A 14,135-nucleotide genomic window follows, 5' to 3' on the forward strand; every position below is an offset into this window, starting at 1 on the left:
GCAAGAGTAGGTCACCGCCAGGGGCTTTATCCCAAAAACCCTCACCGGAAACGGTGGGGGTTTTTCTTTATGCGACATGGCTGACGCGATCGAAGAGCGCAACCCACTGACGGCCACGGCCAGGGCTTGATTCCCAACAAACCTCACCAAAACGTTGGGGGTTCTTTGTGCATTCGTAGAAGTCAGCTGCTTGGCTTGCCATGGTGGTGATGTCGCTGCTTGTTGGTAACCTCTGGTTTCGGCTCAGCAGCAACTCGAAGCGGGTGGTGGCCACTTGGACAAGCAGTACATCCTGGCGATTGATCAGGGCACGACCAGTTCGCGTGCGATGCTGTTCGACCGTGCCGGTCATGTTGCCGGATCGGCCCAACGCGAATTTCGCCAGATTTTCCCGCAGCCGGGCTGGGTGGAGCACGATCCGCACGAGATCCTCGCAGGCGTGCGGACGACGGTGGTGGAGGTGCTTGCCTCCGCACAGGTCGATGCCAGTGCGTTGGCCGGCATCGGCATCACCAACCAGCGCGAGACGACGGTGGTCTGGGATCGTCATACCGGCCAGCCGATCCACAACGCGATCGTGTGGCAGTCGCGACAGAGCCTGGCGATCTGCGAACGGCTGGAAGCTGATGGCTATGCTCCATTGGTGCGTGAGAAGACCGGGCTGCTGATCGATGCGTATTTCTCCGGCAGCAAGATCCGCTGGATCCTCGATCATGTCGATGGCGCGCGTACTCGTGCGGAACGTGGCGACCTGCTGTTCGGCACGATCGACAGCTGGCTGATCTGGAACCTGACAGGAGGCAAGCTGCATGTCACCGACGTCAGTAATGCCGCGCGCACCCTGTTGTTCGATATCCATGCGCGATGCTGGGACGACGAGCTGCTGCGCATGCTGGATATTCCGCGCAGCCTGCTGCCGCAGGTGCGCTCCTGCAGTGAAATCTATGGGCATACCGAGGCTGCGCATGGCTTCCCCGCCGGTGTGCCGATCAGTGGCGTCGCCGGTGATCAGCAGGCGGCCCTGTTTGGTCAGGCTTGCTTCGAGCCGGGCATGGCCAAGAATACCTATGGCACCGGCTGTTTCATGCTGATGCATACCGGTGCCGTGGCGGTGCCTTCGCGGCATGGCTTGCTGACCACGATTGCTTGGGAGCTGGACGGCATCGTCGAGTACGCCCTGGAAGGCAGCATCTTTGTCGCCGGCTCGGTGGTGCAGTGGTTGCGTGATGCCCTGCGCATGCTGGAACACGCCAGCGACTCGCAGGCCTGTGCGGAAAGTATCCCGTCCAGCGAAGGCGTGTATCTGGTGCCGGCGTTCGTCGGACTGGGTGCGCCGTACTGGCGCAGTGATGTGCGTGGCGCGATGTTCGGTCTGTCACGCGGCACGCGCAGGGAACACGTGGTGCGCGCCGCGCTCGAATCGATGGCCTATCAGTCGCGCGACGTGCTGGCGGCGATGGAGGCCGATGCCGGCATTCCGCTGAAGGAATTACGCGCCGATGGCGGGGCGATCGCCAACGACTTCATGGCGCAGTTCCAGAGTGACATGCTCGGTGTGCCGGTGCTGCGCCCGCGAGTGACCGAAACCACGGCGCTCGGTGCTGCCTACCTGGCAGGACTGGCAGTGGGGTTCTGGGAGAGTCGTGCGCAGATCGCGGCGCTATGGCAAATGGATCGGCGCTTTCAGCCCGAGATGGACGAAGCCACCCGCGAGCGCCTGTATCGCGGCTGGCAGGACGCGGTGAATGCCACCATCGGATTTCGCGTCGTCTGATACGAACGAGGCTCCCACGCGACACGGGAGCCTCGAGGTTACATCGCTGATGTGGCGATCAATCCAGCGCGTAGCCGAACTGTTCGAGGAACTCCGCAGCGAATTCGGCGTAGTTGAAACGCTGGTTCTGAGTGCCGGGATGCTCCACCTTCAGCGCACCCATCAGCGAGGCCATGCGGCCCACGGTGGGCCAGTCCTTGCCGCGCATGATGCCGAAGATCATGCCCGCGCGATACGCGTCGCCACAACCGGTCGGGTCGACGACCTGGCGCTCGCGTGCCGGCGGGATTTCGTGCGTCTCGCTGCCGACGTGGATGATCGATCCACGCGGTCCCTGAGTCACGATATACGCCTTCACTCGCTCGGAGATCTCGGCGGCGCTCCAGTCGGTACGGGCCTGCAGCAGCTGCGACTCGTAATCGTTGACGATCACATAGGTCGCCTTGGTGATCATCGAGCGGAACTCGTCACCGCTGAACAGCGGCATCGCCTGGCCCGGATCGAAGATGAACGGTACGCCGCGTGCGGCAAATTCGTCCACATGCTGCAGCATCGCCTCGCGGCCATCGGGAGCGACGATCGCGAAGTCGATCTGCGGGATGTCTCGCACATGGTTTTCCTGTGCGCTGGACATCGCACCAGGGTGGAAGGCGGTGATCTGGTTGTTGTCCAGATCGGTGGTGATGAAGCACTGCGGGGTGAACTGGTCGTCGAACTCGCGCACGCAGTCGAGCCGGATGCCGCACTGCTCCAGGTGCTTGCGATACGGTGCAAAGTCCTGTCCCACGGCAGCCACCGGCAGCGGGTCGCCGCCGAGCAGCTTGAGGTTGTAGGCGATGTTGCCCGCGCAACCGCCGAATTCACGACGCATCCGCGGCACCAGGAACGACACATTCAGGATGTGCATCTGATCAGGCAGGATGTGATTCTTGAACTGGTCCTGGAACACCATGATGGTGTCGTAGGCCAGCGATCCGCAGATAACGGCAGACATGATGTGCGGGAGCCCCCGGGCAGGATGAAAAGGTCGCGGCAGTCGCGATCGGCCGGAAGCCCCGGCCAAAGGGTGGAATCGTACCGACATCTGCATCCGTTGGCGACTTTTTGCGCCGGCGCGCTGCTCATCGGCAAAGGTGGGAATCGTACATATCGCGGTGTTGTAGAAGGATTTCTTAACGTCATGGTCCTTGCGCATGCGAGTTACGCTGACTAGACTGGCGAGCTTACTTTTTAGCCAAGCCGAGCCACGGCGGACCCATGTTCAAGAAGTTTCGCGGGATCTTTTCCAACGACATCTCCATCGATCTCGGCACGGCCAACACGCTGATCTATGTACGCGGTCAGGGCATCGTGCTGAACGAGCCGTCCGTGGTGGCGATTCGTCAGGACCGTGGTCCCGGTGGTCCGCGTACGATTGCGGCGGTCGGCGGCGACGCCAAGCGCATGCTTGGCCGCACACCGGGCAATATCGCCACCGTACGTCCGATGAAGGACGGCGTGATCGCCGACTTCACCATGACCGAGGCGATGCTGCAGCACTTCATCAAGCAGGTGCACAAGTCGCGTTTCCTGCGACCGAGTCCGCGCGTGCTGGTCTGCGTGCCGTGCGGTTCGACCCAGGTCGAGCGCCGTGCGATCAAGGAATCGGCCGAGGGTGCCGGTGCGCGCGACGTGTTCCTGATCGAGGAGCCGATGGCCGCGGCGATCGGCGCCGGCATCCCGGTGCACGAGGCGCGTGGTGCGATGGTGCTGGACATCGGCGGCGGTACCTCTGAAGTGGCGGTGATTTCGCTCAACGGCATTGTCTACTCGCAGTCGGTGCGCGTCGGTGGCGATCGTTTCGACGAGGCGATCATCAACTACGTGCGCCGCAACCACGGTACCCTCATTGGCGAGTCCACCGCCGAGCGGATCAAGCTGGAGATCGGTTGCGCGTTCCCGCAGGCGAACGTGAAGGAGATCGAGATCTCCGGCCGCAACCTCGCAGAGGGCGTGCCGCGCATGTTCACGATCAACTCCAACGAAATTCTCGAGGCGCTGCACGAGCCGCTCGCCGGCATCGTGGCGGCGGTCAAGTCGGCGCTGGAGCAGACCCCGCCGGAGCTGTGCTCCGACGTCGCCGAGCGTGGCATCGTGCTGACCGGCGGCGGCGCGCTGTTGCGCGACCTGGACCGCCTGATCTCCGAAGAGACCGGGCTGCACGTGCAGGTGGCGGACGACCCGCTCACCTGCGTGGCACGCGGCGGCGGCAAGGCGCTGGAGCTGATCGATCAGCACGGCAGCGATTTCTTCGCACCCGAATAAGGCGAGGCCATGGCGCGCGCGCGCGATGAGTCCTCGCCGCTGTTTGCCGGCAATGCGGCCGGCACACTGCGGCTGATTTTCTATCTCGCACTGGCGATGGTGCTGATGGTGCTCGACCAGCGCAACGGCTGGCTGTGGCGGCTGCGCTCTGGTGCGGCGGCTGTGGTGGAGCCGGTATACCGGCTCGCCGGTCTGCCGGCGGCCGGCGTGCGCACCCTGAGCGTGGCATTCGCCGACCGCCAGCGCCTTACCGAGCAGAACCAGCGCCTGCGCGAGGACCTGCTCTTGGCCAACGCCAAGTTGAATCGCATGTCCGCGGTGGCCGAACAGAACCAGCGCCTGAAGGAATTGCTCGATACCCAGCACAGCCTCGAGTTGAACGTGCAACTGGCGAGGGTGATCGACGTGGATCTGGGTGCGTACCGCTACCAGCTGACCTTGAACCTGGGTGCACGTGACGGCGTGAAACCCGGCCAGCCGGTGATCGACGCGCACGGCGTGATGGGGCAGGTGAAGGAAGTGCTGCCAACCACCTCGGTGGTGATGCTGGTGACCGATCCGGCCCATGCCGTTCCGGTAGTGATCGAACGCTCAGGCTTGCGCACGGTGGCTTACGGTTCGCGCGATGGCGATCAGCTGACCCTGCCGAACATTCCGTTGGCGGCAGACGTGCGCGTCGGCGACCGCCTGCTGACGTCAGGGCTTGGTGGGCGCTTTCCGCCGGGCTTTCCCGTGGGCGAGATCAGTTCGGTGGCGCCGGCGAGCACCGGCATGTTCCTGGTGGCACAGGCACGGCCAGCGGCGGATATCGATCGCAGCGAGGATGTGTTGCTGCTGCACGACCAGGCTGAGCCGGACGGGCCGCCAGCACCGGTGAAGCCGATGGGTCCGCCACGCGACCTCGCGCCGCCCGCGGTTGACGCACCGACCATGCCAGCCGGCAAGGCCGGTGCGCTTCCTGCTGCTGTCCAGTCGTCGACGCCAGCCAGGAACAGCGGAGTGCCGCAATGAACCGGCAGCGTTTGAGCCTGTGGTGGTTCGTCGGCACGCTGGTGTTTGCGCTGCTGTCGATGCTGGTGCCGTTGCCCGGCGTGCTGGAACCGTTCAAGCCGTACTGGCCCGCGTTGTTCCTGCTGTATTGGTCGCTGGAGTCGGAGGATCGTGTCACGCTGGGGCTGGCCTTCGTGATCGGACTGGGCGCGGATCTGCTCAATGGCGTGGTGCTGGGCGAACAGGCGCTGCGCCTGTGCGCGCTGGTCTTCATCGCGCTGCGCTTTCGTTCGCGCCTGCGCTTTTTCCCGATGTGGCAACAGGCCCTCGCCGTGCTGGCGCTGTTGTTGAACGATCGTATCCTGCTGCTGATCGTGCGTGTGCTGGCTGGCGCATCGCTGCCGCCGGCGAGCTGGTGGATTTCGCCGTTCGTCGGTGCGGCGCTGTGGCCGTTCCTGTTCCTGCTGCTCGATGACCTGCGCATGCGTCTGCGGATTCAATGAGCCATGAACCAGTGACATGAGGATCCGGCGTTCGATCAAGGACACCCGCGGCGAAAGCGCCTTGTTCCGGCGTCGCGCGCTGGCGGGTTTCGTGCTGATCCTGCTCGGCCTGTGCGTGCTGGTCAGCCGCTTCGTGTTCCTGCAGGTAACGCGTCACGACGAGTTTGTCACCCGTTCGACGAACAACAGCGTGAAGCCGCGGGTGCTCCCGCCGGCCCGCGGGTTGATCTACGACCGCAACGGCGTGCTGCTGGCCGACAACGTGCCGGCGTTCCGGCTCGAGGTGATACCCGACAAGATCAAGGACATGCCGACCTTGCTGGCCGAGCTTGGCAAGGTGGTGCCGCTGGGCCAGGACGACCTGGACGCGTTCAGGAAGCAGCTCAGGCAGAACCGGCGCTTCGACAGTGTGCCGCTGAAGATGCGCCTGACCGAGGACGAGATCGATCGCTTCGCGGTGAATCGCTGGCGCTTTCCCGGCGTGGATGTGGTGCCTTATCTGACCCGACGCTATCCGCTGGGTGCGCTGTTTGCACATGTGGTGGGCTACGTGAGCCGCATCGATGCCGATGACCTCGACCGGCTCGATCCGGTCCGTTACAAGGGCACCAGCCATGTCGGTCGCACCGGTATCGAGCGATCCTACGAGGATGTACTGCACGGCACGCCGGGCTACGAACTGGACGAGGTGAACGCCGATGGGCGTATCCAGCAGGTGCTGGAAACGCATCCGCCGATACCCGGCAGGAATCTGTATCTGAGCATCGACGCGCGCATCCAGAAGGCCACCGTGGAAGCGTTCGACGGTCGGCCTGGTGCGGCAGTGGCGATCGATCCACGCAATGGACAGATGCTGGCGATGGTCAGCGTCCCCTCCTTCGATCCCAACCTGTTCGTCAATGGCATCAGCCAGGCCGATTACAGCGCACTGACCAACGATCCGGCCAAGCCGTTGCTCAACCGTGCGTTGAACGGCGTTTACCCGCCTGGCTCCACCGTGAAACCGTTTCTCGCGCTGGGCGGGCTCGAATATGGCGTGCGCCGCCCGGAAGACACGGTGCTGTCCACCGGCCAGTTCTGCCTGCCTGGGCATGCACGTTGCTATCGCGACGATGACCGCTACGGCAACGGCACGGTGAACATGGTGCGCGCGATCGCGAAGTCCACCAATACCTATTTCTACAAGCTCGCGCTGGATCTGGGCATCGACCGGCTGAGCACATGGATGAGCCGTTTCAGTTTCGGTGGCAAGACCGGCATCGACCTGATCGGCGAATCCGTGGGTGTATTGCCCTCGCGCGAGTGGAAGGCCAAGCACAGCAAGTTGGGCTGGTTTCCTGGCGATACCGTCATTTCCGGCATCGGCCAGGGTTTCTGGGCGGTGACTCCACTACAGATCGGGCATGCCGTGGCGACCCTGGCCGGACATGGCGTGCCTTATCAGCCGCGGCTGGTGATGGCTACCAGGGCTGTTGCCGAAACACAGCCGCAACCGCTGGCCAATCCGGCCGCTGGTCCGCCGCTGATCAGCAAGGCTTCCGACTGGAACGTGATCAACGAAGGCATGCGGGCGGTGATCACCGACGGCACCGCCCAGAAACTGAATATGAACAGTGGCTTCCCGTATCTGATCGCCGGCAAGAGCGGGACCGCCGAGCGCTTCTCGCGTACCACCGAGGCGTACAACACCAACAAGAACACCGCCTATCTGGCGGCACGCCATCGCGCATGGTTCGAGGGCTATACGCCGGCGGATGATCCGCAGATTGCCGCCGCCGTGTTGCTCGAGTCGGGAGCGTGGGGCGCCGAGGACGCCGGCCCGATCGTGCGCAAGATTTTCGATGCGTGGGTGGTGTTTGCCAAGGGTGGTCCGCCGCCGGTGGATGCGCCCTTGCCCAATCCGGCAGCGGCACCGGGCAATCAGGCGGTTCCTGATCAGGCAGTTCCTGTCGAAGACGTTCCGGCAGATGCATCGAGCAGCAACGGGGCGACACCATGATCGAAACCATGCATGCCCGCGTGCGTCGATTCCTGAATCGCATCCTCACCCGCCCGCGGATCGATCTGCCACTGATGTTTGGCCTGTTGCTGCTGGCGGCGGTGGGCCTGATCACGCTGTACAGCGCCGGTGACGAAAGCATCGCCCTGGTCGGTGGCCAGGCCGGCCGCTTCGTGCTCGGTGGCGCACTGCTGCTGCTGGTCTCGCGCATCCCGCCATCGGTGCTGCGCAGCTGGACGCCGTGGCTGTACGCCGGCAGCACGGCCTTGCTGGTGGTGGTGGCGATCCTGGGCGAGGGGCGTGGCGCCGATCGCTGGCTGAACCTGGGCGTGATGCGCTTCCAGCCATCCGAATTGCTGAAACTGACCATGCCGATGATGGTGGCCTGGTATCTGCATCCGCGGCAGCTGCCGCCGGGCTGGAAGGACATCGTGGTGGTCGGGCTGCTGATCGCGATACCTGCCGCACTGATCGCCAAGCAGCCGGATCTGGGTACCGCGTTGCTGGTGGCCGCTGCCGGTGCGTTCGCGCTGTTCCTGTCCGGCATGGCGTGGTGGCGCATCGGCCTGCTGGTGGCCGCGGTTGGCGGCATGATCCCGGTGGGCTGGCACTTCATGCATCAGTACCAGCGTGATCGCGTGCTGACCCTGCTCAATCCGGAATCCGATCCACTTGGCAACGGTTGGCACATCATCCAGTCACAGATCGCGGTGGGTTCCGGCGGCGTGTTCGGCAAGGGCTGGCAGCACAGCACGCAATCACGGCTGGATTTCCTGCCCGAACACACCACCGACTTCATCTTCGCGGTGTTCTCGGAGGAGTTCGGCCTGATCGGGGTGATCGCGATCATGCTGCTGTACGCCTTCATCATCGGGCGTTGCCTGTGGATCGCGATGGAGGCACGCGATACCTATTCGCGGCTGCTCGCCGGCGCCATCGGCATGAGTTTCTTCGTCTATGTCTTCGTCAATGGCGGCATGATCGCCGGCATGCTGCCGGTGGTCGGCGTGCCGATGCCGATGATCAGTTACGGCGGCACCTCGGCGGTGTCGCTGCTGGTGGGTTTCGGCGTGCTGATGTCGATCCACGCCAATCGCAAGATGCATGAATGAACGCGATGCCGGCTGCTGTTCAGCAGATGGCCCGATGCAGGACAGGTAAGCCGTGACGTGCGTGTTAGGCTTTCGACGAAGCCGCCATCACTGCCAGCGAAGCCTCTTCATGACCGTCATTTCCGCGCCACGTCCGGTCCGTTTCCTCGCCGCCCTGAGCCTGTGCTGGCTGGGCACGCTGGCACCGGCGATGGCAGACACCCATCCCGGGCAGGCCGAGCTGGTGAGCGAAGTGGCACGGGATACCGGCAAGGATCCGCAGGCGCTGAATGCACTGCTCGATGGCGCGAAGATGCAGCAGAGCATCCTCGATGCGATCAGCCGCCCTGCCGAGGGCAAGCCGTGGAAGGACTACCGGCCGATCTTCGTCACCGAGCAGCGGATCAATGCCGGTGTCGCGTTCTATCTCGCCCATCGCGATCTGGTCGAGCGCATCGGCCGCCAGTACGGGGTGGCGCCGGAATACATCGTCGCGATCATCGGCGTGGAGACCAGCTACGGCCAGATCACCGGCAAGTACAAGGTGCTCGATGCACTGGTCACGCTGGCCCTGTACTACCCGCCGCGCGCCACGTTCTTCCGCAGCGAACTGAAAACCCTGCTGGAGTTGCCCGACAACCATCTGGCCGGACCGCTCGATACGCTCACCGGCTCCTACGCCGGCGCACAGGGCTGGGGCCAGTTCATGCCGTCGAGCATCCGCGATTACGGCGTGGACGCGGATGGTGACGGCCATATCGACCTGCAGAACTCGTTGCCGGACATCCTGGCCAGTGTCGCCAATTATTTCGCGAAACATGGCTGGGTCAGCGGCGGCCCGGTCGCTGCGTGGGCGCAACCGGATGCTGCCGCGAAAGCGGTCACGGTAAAGGACGCCACGCCGCAATGGCCACTGGAACAGCTTGAGGCGTGGGGTTACACGCCACTGCAGGCCATGAATCCGGGGCAGCCGACCAGTCTGCAGAAGCTCGAAGGTGTGTACGGGCCGGAATACTGGTTCACTTTCCAGAACTTCTACGTGATCACCCGTTACAACCGCAGCCCGCTGTATGCGATGGCAGTCAACCAGCTGGCGCAGGCCATCGCCGCCGGCGTGGGCCAGGCGGACGCGGCACGATGAAGAGGCTGTACGCGGCAACGATGCTGACGGCGGTGCTGCTGGCCGGATGCAGCGGTACGAAAACCCGGCCGTCGCACGGCAGCGGCAGGCAGCAGCAGGGTTCTTCGCCAGTGTCGCCCGGTCGCGGTGACAACAGCTTCCGCGATGATCTCAGTCAGCCGCAGGGCAGTCGCTACCGCGACGGCAAGGACAGCGTGCCGGATGGTCCGGCGCCGGACATCAGCAAGCTGGTCGAGCCGGTGCCGAAGGTCGAGCCCCGTGCGCTGTACGGCAACAAGTCACCCTACACCGTGCTCGGGCAGACCTATCGGGTGCTGCCGAGCGCACGCGGTTACGACGAGCGCGGCATCGCCTCGTTCTACGGCAACAAGTTCCACGGCTACAAGACGTCCAGCCTGGAAACCTACGACATGTACGCGTTCACCGCCGCCAGCAAGACCCTGCCGCTGCCGAGCTATGCCCGGGTCACCAACCTGCAGAACGGCAAGAGCGTGATCGTGCGGGTCAACGATCGCGGCCCGTTTCACGAGGACCGTGTGATCGATCTGTCCTATGCGGCAGCGGTGAAGATCGGCATCTGGCCCAAGGGCACCGGGCTGGTCGAGGTGCGCGGGATCGATCCCGGCGAACCGGCATCGGAACTGCCGCCGCCGGCCGTGGTCACAAGCGGACATCCGGGAATCTATCTGCAGGTAGGCGCGTTTTCCGATGCGGACAATGCCGAGCGGGTGGCGCAGCGCCTGCGCCAGGCCGGGCTGGGCACGGTGCAGGTGACCGATGCCGACATCAACGGCCGCCGCGTGCGTCGCGTGCGGGTCGGGCCGCTGGCGGATGTGGATAGCGCCGATCGGGTGAGTGCCCGGATCGAAGGCATGGGTCTGCCCAGACCGCAGGTCGCGGTAGACTGAGCGGGTTTGTTTCAACACTGACACCATGCGGGCAGCTGATTCCGCCGGCATCCAAGACTGGACTGAAGACCACGATGAATTTTTTCCGCCGCACCCTGATCCCGCTCGCCGCTGCTGCCCTGCTGTTCGGTGTTGCCCTTGCCCAGACCCCGCCGCCCCCGACACCGCCGCATCCGTCGCCGGTGCCGCGCCCGGCGGTGCCTGACGCGCCGGTGCCGCCGCCGCCGGATGTCGACGGCAAGGCATGGGTGCTCATGGATTACGCCACCGGCCAGATTCTGGCCAGCAAGGAGCCTGATCTGCGCGTGGAGCCGGCCTCGATCACCAAGATCATGACCGACTACGTGGTCTCGGCCGAGGTCGCCAACGGCAAGGTCCACATGACCGACCCGGTCACCATCAGCGAGAACGCGTGGCGTGGTGGCGGGGCAGGCACGGACGGTTCCACCAGCTTCCTCAAGCTCAACAGCCAGGTGCCGCTGAAGGATCTGCTGTACGGCCTGATCATCCAGTCCGGCAACGACGCCGCGATCGCGCTGGCCGAGCACACCGCGGGTTCCGAGCAGGCGTTTGCCGGGTTGATGAATGCGTATGCCAAGCAGCTCGGCATGGTCAACACGAACTTCGAGAATGCCTCCGGTTACCCGATCGCCAACCACTACACCACCGCGCACGACATCGCGATCCTGTCGCGCGCGCTGATCCATGATTTCCCCGATGACTACGCGATCTCCGCGATCAAGCAGTTCGAATGGAACGGTATCAAGCAGGGCAACCGCAACACGCTGCTGTGGCGTGATCCGAGCGTGGACGGCATCAAGACCGGCCATACCGCGGCCGCCGGGTACTGCCTGGCGGCATCGGCCAAGCAGGGCGAGTCGCGCATGATCGCCATCGTGATGGGCGCCAGCAGCGAGAAGGCGCGCGCCGACTCGGCGATGGCCCTGCTCAACTACGGTTTCCGCTTCTACGAGACGCACAAGCTGTATGACGCCAGCAAACCCTTGGCCACGCCGCGGCTGTGGAAGGGGGCGGCGAACCAGCTGCCGATCGGCGTCGCCGAGGACGTGCTGGTCACCGTCAAGCGTGGCGAGTACGACCAGCTCAAGGCCACCATGGATATTCCGGCCACGTTGATCGCGCCGTTCACCAAGGGCCAGCAGGTCGGGACGTTGCGCGTCACGCTGGCCGGCCAGCCGGTACAGACGGTGCCGCTGATCGCGCTGGACGCTGCGCCGCAGGGCGGTTTCTTCTCGCGCCTGTGGGACAGCATCATGCTGTGGTTCCACAGCAGCAAGGGCAGCAGCGAACAGACTCCGACCACTTCACAGGCTCCGAGTGCCCCGAGTACGAAGTAATGCAGCCGATCGACTTCAGCAAGGCGAAGCAGGATGGCAAGGGCTTCCAGTTTCCCGGCGAGTTCGAGATCACCGCGGTCGGCAGTGCCAGCGCGAACCTGCCGACCCATGTACCGCAGCTGCTGGAGCGTGCCGGTCTGCGCGTGCTGCACGAGAGCGTGCGGCACCGGCATTCCGGTGCCGGCAATTTCGTTTCGGTAACGGTGAGTTTCCACTGCGACAACCGCGAGCAGTACGAGGCGGCGCACGTCGCGCTGCGTGCCAGCCCGGACATCCGTTACACGATGTAGTCCCTCTCGCAGGTGCGCTCCTGCGACCCCCGCCTCAAGGTTCTGTCATGTCGTTGCCGTTGAAAATCCGTCGCCTTGGCCGCCAGCCGTATGAGCCGGTGTGGCGGGCGATGAGTGCGTTCACCGACAACCGCACGGCGGAAACGGTCGACGAGCTGTGGTTGCTGGAACACGATCCGGTGTTCACCCTGGGGCAGGCCGGCAAGCTGGAGCACGTGCTGGCGCCGGGCGATATCCCGGTGGTGCCGGTCGATCGCGGTGGCCAGGTCACTTATCACGGGCCGGGTCAGATCGTCGGCTATCCGCTGATCGATCTGCGCCGTGCCGGCGTGGGCGTGCGCGAGCTGGTCAGCCGGATCGAGCAGTCGATCATCGATACCCTCGCGCATTGGCATATCGATGCGGAACGGCTGGAAGGTGCTCCGGGCGTCTACGTCGGTGGCGCCAAGGTGGCTGCACTGGGGTTGCGTGTGCGGCGCGGTTGCAGCTTTCACGGTCTGGCCCTCGATGTGAACATGGACCTGGAGCCGTTTCATCGCATCAACCCTTGCGGTTACAAGGGTTTGGCGGTCACACAGATGGTAGACTTGGGCGGTCCGTCGCGACTGGCGGACGTCGAGGAAGTGCTGATCGGTGCGTTCTGCCGGCAGTTCGGCTTCGATGCCGAGCCGGCCGCCCCTGTATTGCCTGAGCTCCCTGTTCGCGCAGCGGCCCATGCTTGATTGCCCCATGCTTGATTGACCCACGCTTGATTGATCCAGGCTTCCCGATGAGCAACACCTCCACTTCTCCATCCCGAACCATCCCGATCAGTGTTGTCGCCGGCGCTCCCGAGAAGCTGCAGGGCAACGACAAGATCGCGCTGAACCGTGCGGGGTTCGACACGACCGTGCCGACGCTGCGCAAGCCGTCGTGGATCCGCGTGCGCCTGCCGCAGGGCAACGCCGTGCAGCAGCTGAAGGCGCGCTTGCGCGAGAACGCGCTGGTCACGGTGTGCGAGGAAGCCTCCTGCCCGAACATCCACGAGTGCTTCAGCAAGGGCACTGCCACCTTCATGATCCTCGGCGAGGTGTGTACCCGTCGCTGCTCGTTCTGCGACGTGGCGCATGGCCGTCCGGCGGCCCCTGATCCGCTGGAACCGGCACGCCTGGCCGAGACGATCCGCGACATGCGTCTGAAGTATGTGGTGATCACCTCGGTCGACCGCGATGATCTGCGCGACGGCGGTGCCGAGCATTTCGCTGCGTGCATTCGGGCGACGCGTCACGCCAGCCCGAACATCCGGATCGAGATCCTCACGCCGGATTTCCGCGGCAAGGGTCGTATGGAACGTGCACTGGAAGTGCTGAAGGATTTCCCGCCGGACGTGTTCAACCACAATCTGGAAACCGTGCCGCACCTGTACCGCGAAGTGCGTCCGGGTGCCGACTACCAGTGGTCGCTGGACCTGCTCAAGCGCTTCAAGGCGCAGCATCCGGAGGTGCCGACCAAGTCCGGCATCATGCTGGGTCTGGGCGAGACGCTGGAGCAGGTACTCGAGACGATGCGCGACCTGCGCGCGCATGACGTCGAGATGATCACCATCGGCCAGTATCTGCAGCCCACGCCGCATCATCATCCGGTCGTGCGCTACTGGACCCCTGAAGAATTCGATGCGCTGCGTGAAGCCGGTGAGGCGATGGGTTTCCATCATGTCGCCTCCGGTCCGCTGGTGCGTTCGTCCTATCACGCCGACCTGCAGGCCCATGCAGCCGGTGTCACCGAGTCAGCCTGAGAA

The 14,135-nt window shown here is 64.4% G+C and carries 13 protein-coding genes; 12 read left to right on the forward strand and 1 reads right to left on the reverse strand.

Features of this window, described 5'->3' with window-relative positions; translation table 11 throughout:
• Nucleotides 1-274 precede the first annotated feature (274 nt).
• The gene (gene glpK / locus ACYVKM_RS11865; RefSeq protein WP_460877828.1) at nucleotides 275-1,774 is read left to right on the forward strand and encodes a glycerol kinase GlpK; all 1,500 of its coding nucleotides are present in this window, start codon (nucleotides 275-277) and stop codon (nucleotides 1,772-1,774) included.
• Nucleotides 1,775-1,832: 58 nt separating this feature from the next.
• Here the strand turns inward: glpK and ACYVKM_RS11870 are convergent, their stop codons facing one another.
• Nucleotides 1,833-2,768, reverse strand: coding sequence for a carbohydrate kinase family protein (locus tag ACYVKM_RS11870; protein ID WP_460877829.1), 936 nt, complete (start codon nucleotides 2,766-2,768; stop codon nucleotides 1,833-1,835).
• A gap of 263 nt (nucleotides 2,769-3,031) precedes the next feature.
• Between ACYVKM_RS11870 and ACYVKM_RS11875 the strand changes: the two genes are divergently transcribed.
• The 11 genes from ACYVKM_RS11875 (at nucleotide 3,032) to lipA (ending at nucleotide 14,132) form a co-directional block, all read left to right on the forward strand.
• Complete coding sequence (locus ACYVKM_RS11875; RefSeq protein WP_077519223.1) at nucleotides 3,032-4,078, forward strand: rod shape-determining protein; 1,047 nt, start codon at nucleotides 3,032-3,034, stop codon at nucleotides 4,076-4,078.
• A gap of 9 nt (nucleotides 4,079-4,087) precedes the next feature.
• The gene (gene mreC, locus ACYVKM_RS11880; protein WP_460877830.1) at nucleotides 4,088-5,089 is read left to right on the forward strand and encodes a rod shape-determining protein MreC; all 1,002 of its coding nucleotides are present in this window, start codon (nucleotides 4,088-4,090) and stop codon (nucleotides 5,087-5,089) included.
• Entirely contained in the window at nucleotides 5,086-5,571 is a 486-nt protein-coding gene (gene mreD, locus ACYVKM_RS11885; RefSeq protein ID WP_460877831.1) for a rod shape-determining protein MreD, read from the forward strand. Before mreC ends, mreD begins: the two co-directional genes overlap by 4 nt.
• A gap of 16 nt (nucleotides 5,572-5,587) precedes the next feature.
• Complete coding sequence (gene mrdA / locus ACYVKM_RS11890) at nucleotides 5,588-7,570, forward strand: penicillin-binding protein 2 (RefSeq protein WP_460877832.1); 1,983 nt, start codon at nucleotides 5,588-5,590, stop codon at nucleotides 7,568-7,570.
• On the forward strand, nucleotides 7,567-8,682 hold the full coding sequence (gene rodA / locus ACYVKM_RS11895; RefSeq protein ID WP_460877833.1) for a rod shape-determining protein RodA: 1,116 nt from the start codon (nucleotides 7,567-7,569) through the stop codon (nucleotides 8,680-8,682). Before mrdA ends, rodA begins: the two co-directional genes overlap by 4 nt.
• Nucleotides 8,683-8,791: 109 nt before the next feature.
• Nucleotides 8,792-9,802, forward strand: a complete 1,011-nt coding sequence (gene mltB / locus ACYVKM_RS11900) for a lytic murein transglycosylase B (RefSeq protein ID WP_460877834.1) — start codon at nucleotides 8,792-8,794, stop codon at nucleotides 9,800-9,802.
• Nucleotides 9,799-10,710 (forward strand): septal ring lytic transglycosylase RlpA family protein, encoded by a 912-nt coding sequence (locus tag ACYVKM_RS11905; protein ID WP_460877835.1) that lies wholly within the window; start codon nucleotides 9,799-9,801, stop codon nucleotides 10,708-10,710. The genes mltB and ACYVKM_RS11905 overlap by 4 nt, the downstream gene beginning before the upstream one ends.
• A 74-nt stretch (nucleotides 10,711-10,784) precedes the next feature.
• Complete coding sequence (locus ACYVKM_RS11910; protein WP_460877836.1) at nucleotides 10,785-12,068, forward strand: D-alanyl-D-alanine carboxypeptidase family protein; 1,284 nt, start codon at nucleotides 10,785-10,787, stop codon at nucleotides 12,066-12,068.
• Complete coding sequence (locus tag ACYVKM_RS11915) at nucleotides 12,068-12,358, forward strand: DUF493 family protein (RefSeq protein ID WP_460877837.1); 291 nt, start codon at nucleotides 12,068-12,070, stop codon at nucleotides 12,356-12,358. The genes ACYVKM_RS11910 and ACYVKM_RS11915 overlap by 1 nt, the downstream gene beginning before the upstream one ends.
• 47 nt (nucleotides 12,359-12,405) lie before the next feature.
• Entirely contained in the window at nucleotides 12,406-13,080 is a 675-nt protein-coding gene (gene lipB, locus ACYVKM_RS11920; RefSeq protein ID WP_460877838.1) for a lipoyl(octanoyl) transferase LipB, read from the forward strand.
• A 47-nt stretch (nucleotides 13,081-13,127) separates the two neighbouring features.
• Nucleotides 13,128-14,132: a lipoyl synthase gene (lipA, locus tag ACYVKM_RS11925; protein WP_460877839.1), complete on the forward strand. Its 1,005-nt coding sequence runs from the start codon at nucleotides 13,128-13,130 to the stop codon at nucleotides 14,130-14,132.
• Nucleotides 14,133-14,135 lie beyond the last annotated feature (3 nt).

This window comes from Rhodanobacter koreensis (assembly GCF_054782855.1).

What these genes read in the sequence shown, in the direction of transcription:
- lipB (WP_460877838.1), top strand. Translation starts at nt 12,406, where the DNA reads ATGTCGTTGCCGTTGAAAATCCGTCGCCTTGGCCGCCAGCCGTATGAG.
- lipA (WP_460877839.1), top strand. Translation starts at nt 13,128, where the DNA reads ATGAGCAACACCTCCACTTCTCCATCCCGAACCATCCCGATCAGTGTT.
- mltB (WP_460877834.1), top strand. Translation starts at nt 8,792, where the DNA reads ATGACCGTCATTTCCGCGCCACGTCCGGTCCGTTTCCTCGCCGCCCTG.
- ACYVKM_RS11870 (WP_460877829.1), bottom strand. Translation starts at nt 2,768, where the DNA reads ATGTCTGCCGTTATCTGCGGATCGCTGGCCTACGACACCATCATGGTG.
- ACYVKM_RS11915 (WP_460877837.1), top strand. Translation starts at nt 12,068, where the DNA reads ATGCAGCCGATCGACTTCAGCAAGGCGAAGCAGGATGGCAAGGGCTTC.
- ACYVKM_RS11910 (WP_460877836.1), top strand. Translation starts at nt 10,785, where the DNA reads ATGAATTTTTTCCGCCGCACCCTGATCCCGCTCGCCGCTGCTGCCCTG.
- rodA (WP_460877833.1), top strand. Translation starts at nt 7,567, where the DNA reads ATGATCGAAACCATGCATGCCCGCGTGCGTCGATTCCTGAATCGCATC.
- ACYVKM_RS11875 (WP_077519223.1), top strand. Translation starts at nt 3,032, where the DNA reads ATGTTCAAGAAGTTTCGCGGGATCTTTTCCAACGACATCTCCATCGAT.
- mreC (WP_460877830.1), top strand. Translation starts at nt 4,088, where the DNA reads ATGGCGCGCGCGCGCGATGAGTCCTCGCCGCTGTTTGCCGGCAATGCG.
- ACYVKM_RS11905 (WP_460877835.1), top strand. Translation starts at nt 9,799, where the DNA reads ATGAAGAGGCTGTACGCGGCAACGATGCTGACGGCGGTGCTGCTGGCC.
- mreD (WP_460877831.1), top strand. Translation starts at nt 5,086, where the DNA reads ATGAACCGGCAGCGTTTGAGCCTGTGGTGGTTCGTCGGCACGCTGGTG.
- mrdA (WP_460877832.1), top strand. Translation starts at nt 5,588, where the DNA reads ATGAGGATCCGGCGTTCGATCAAGGACACCCGCGGCGAAAGCGCCTTG.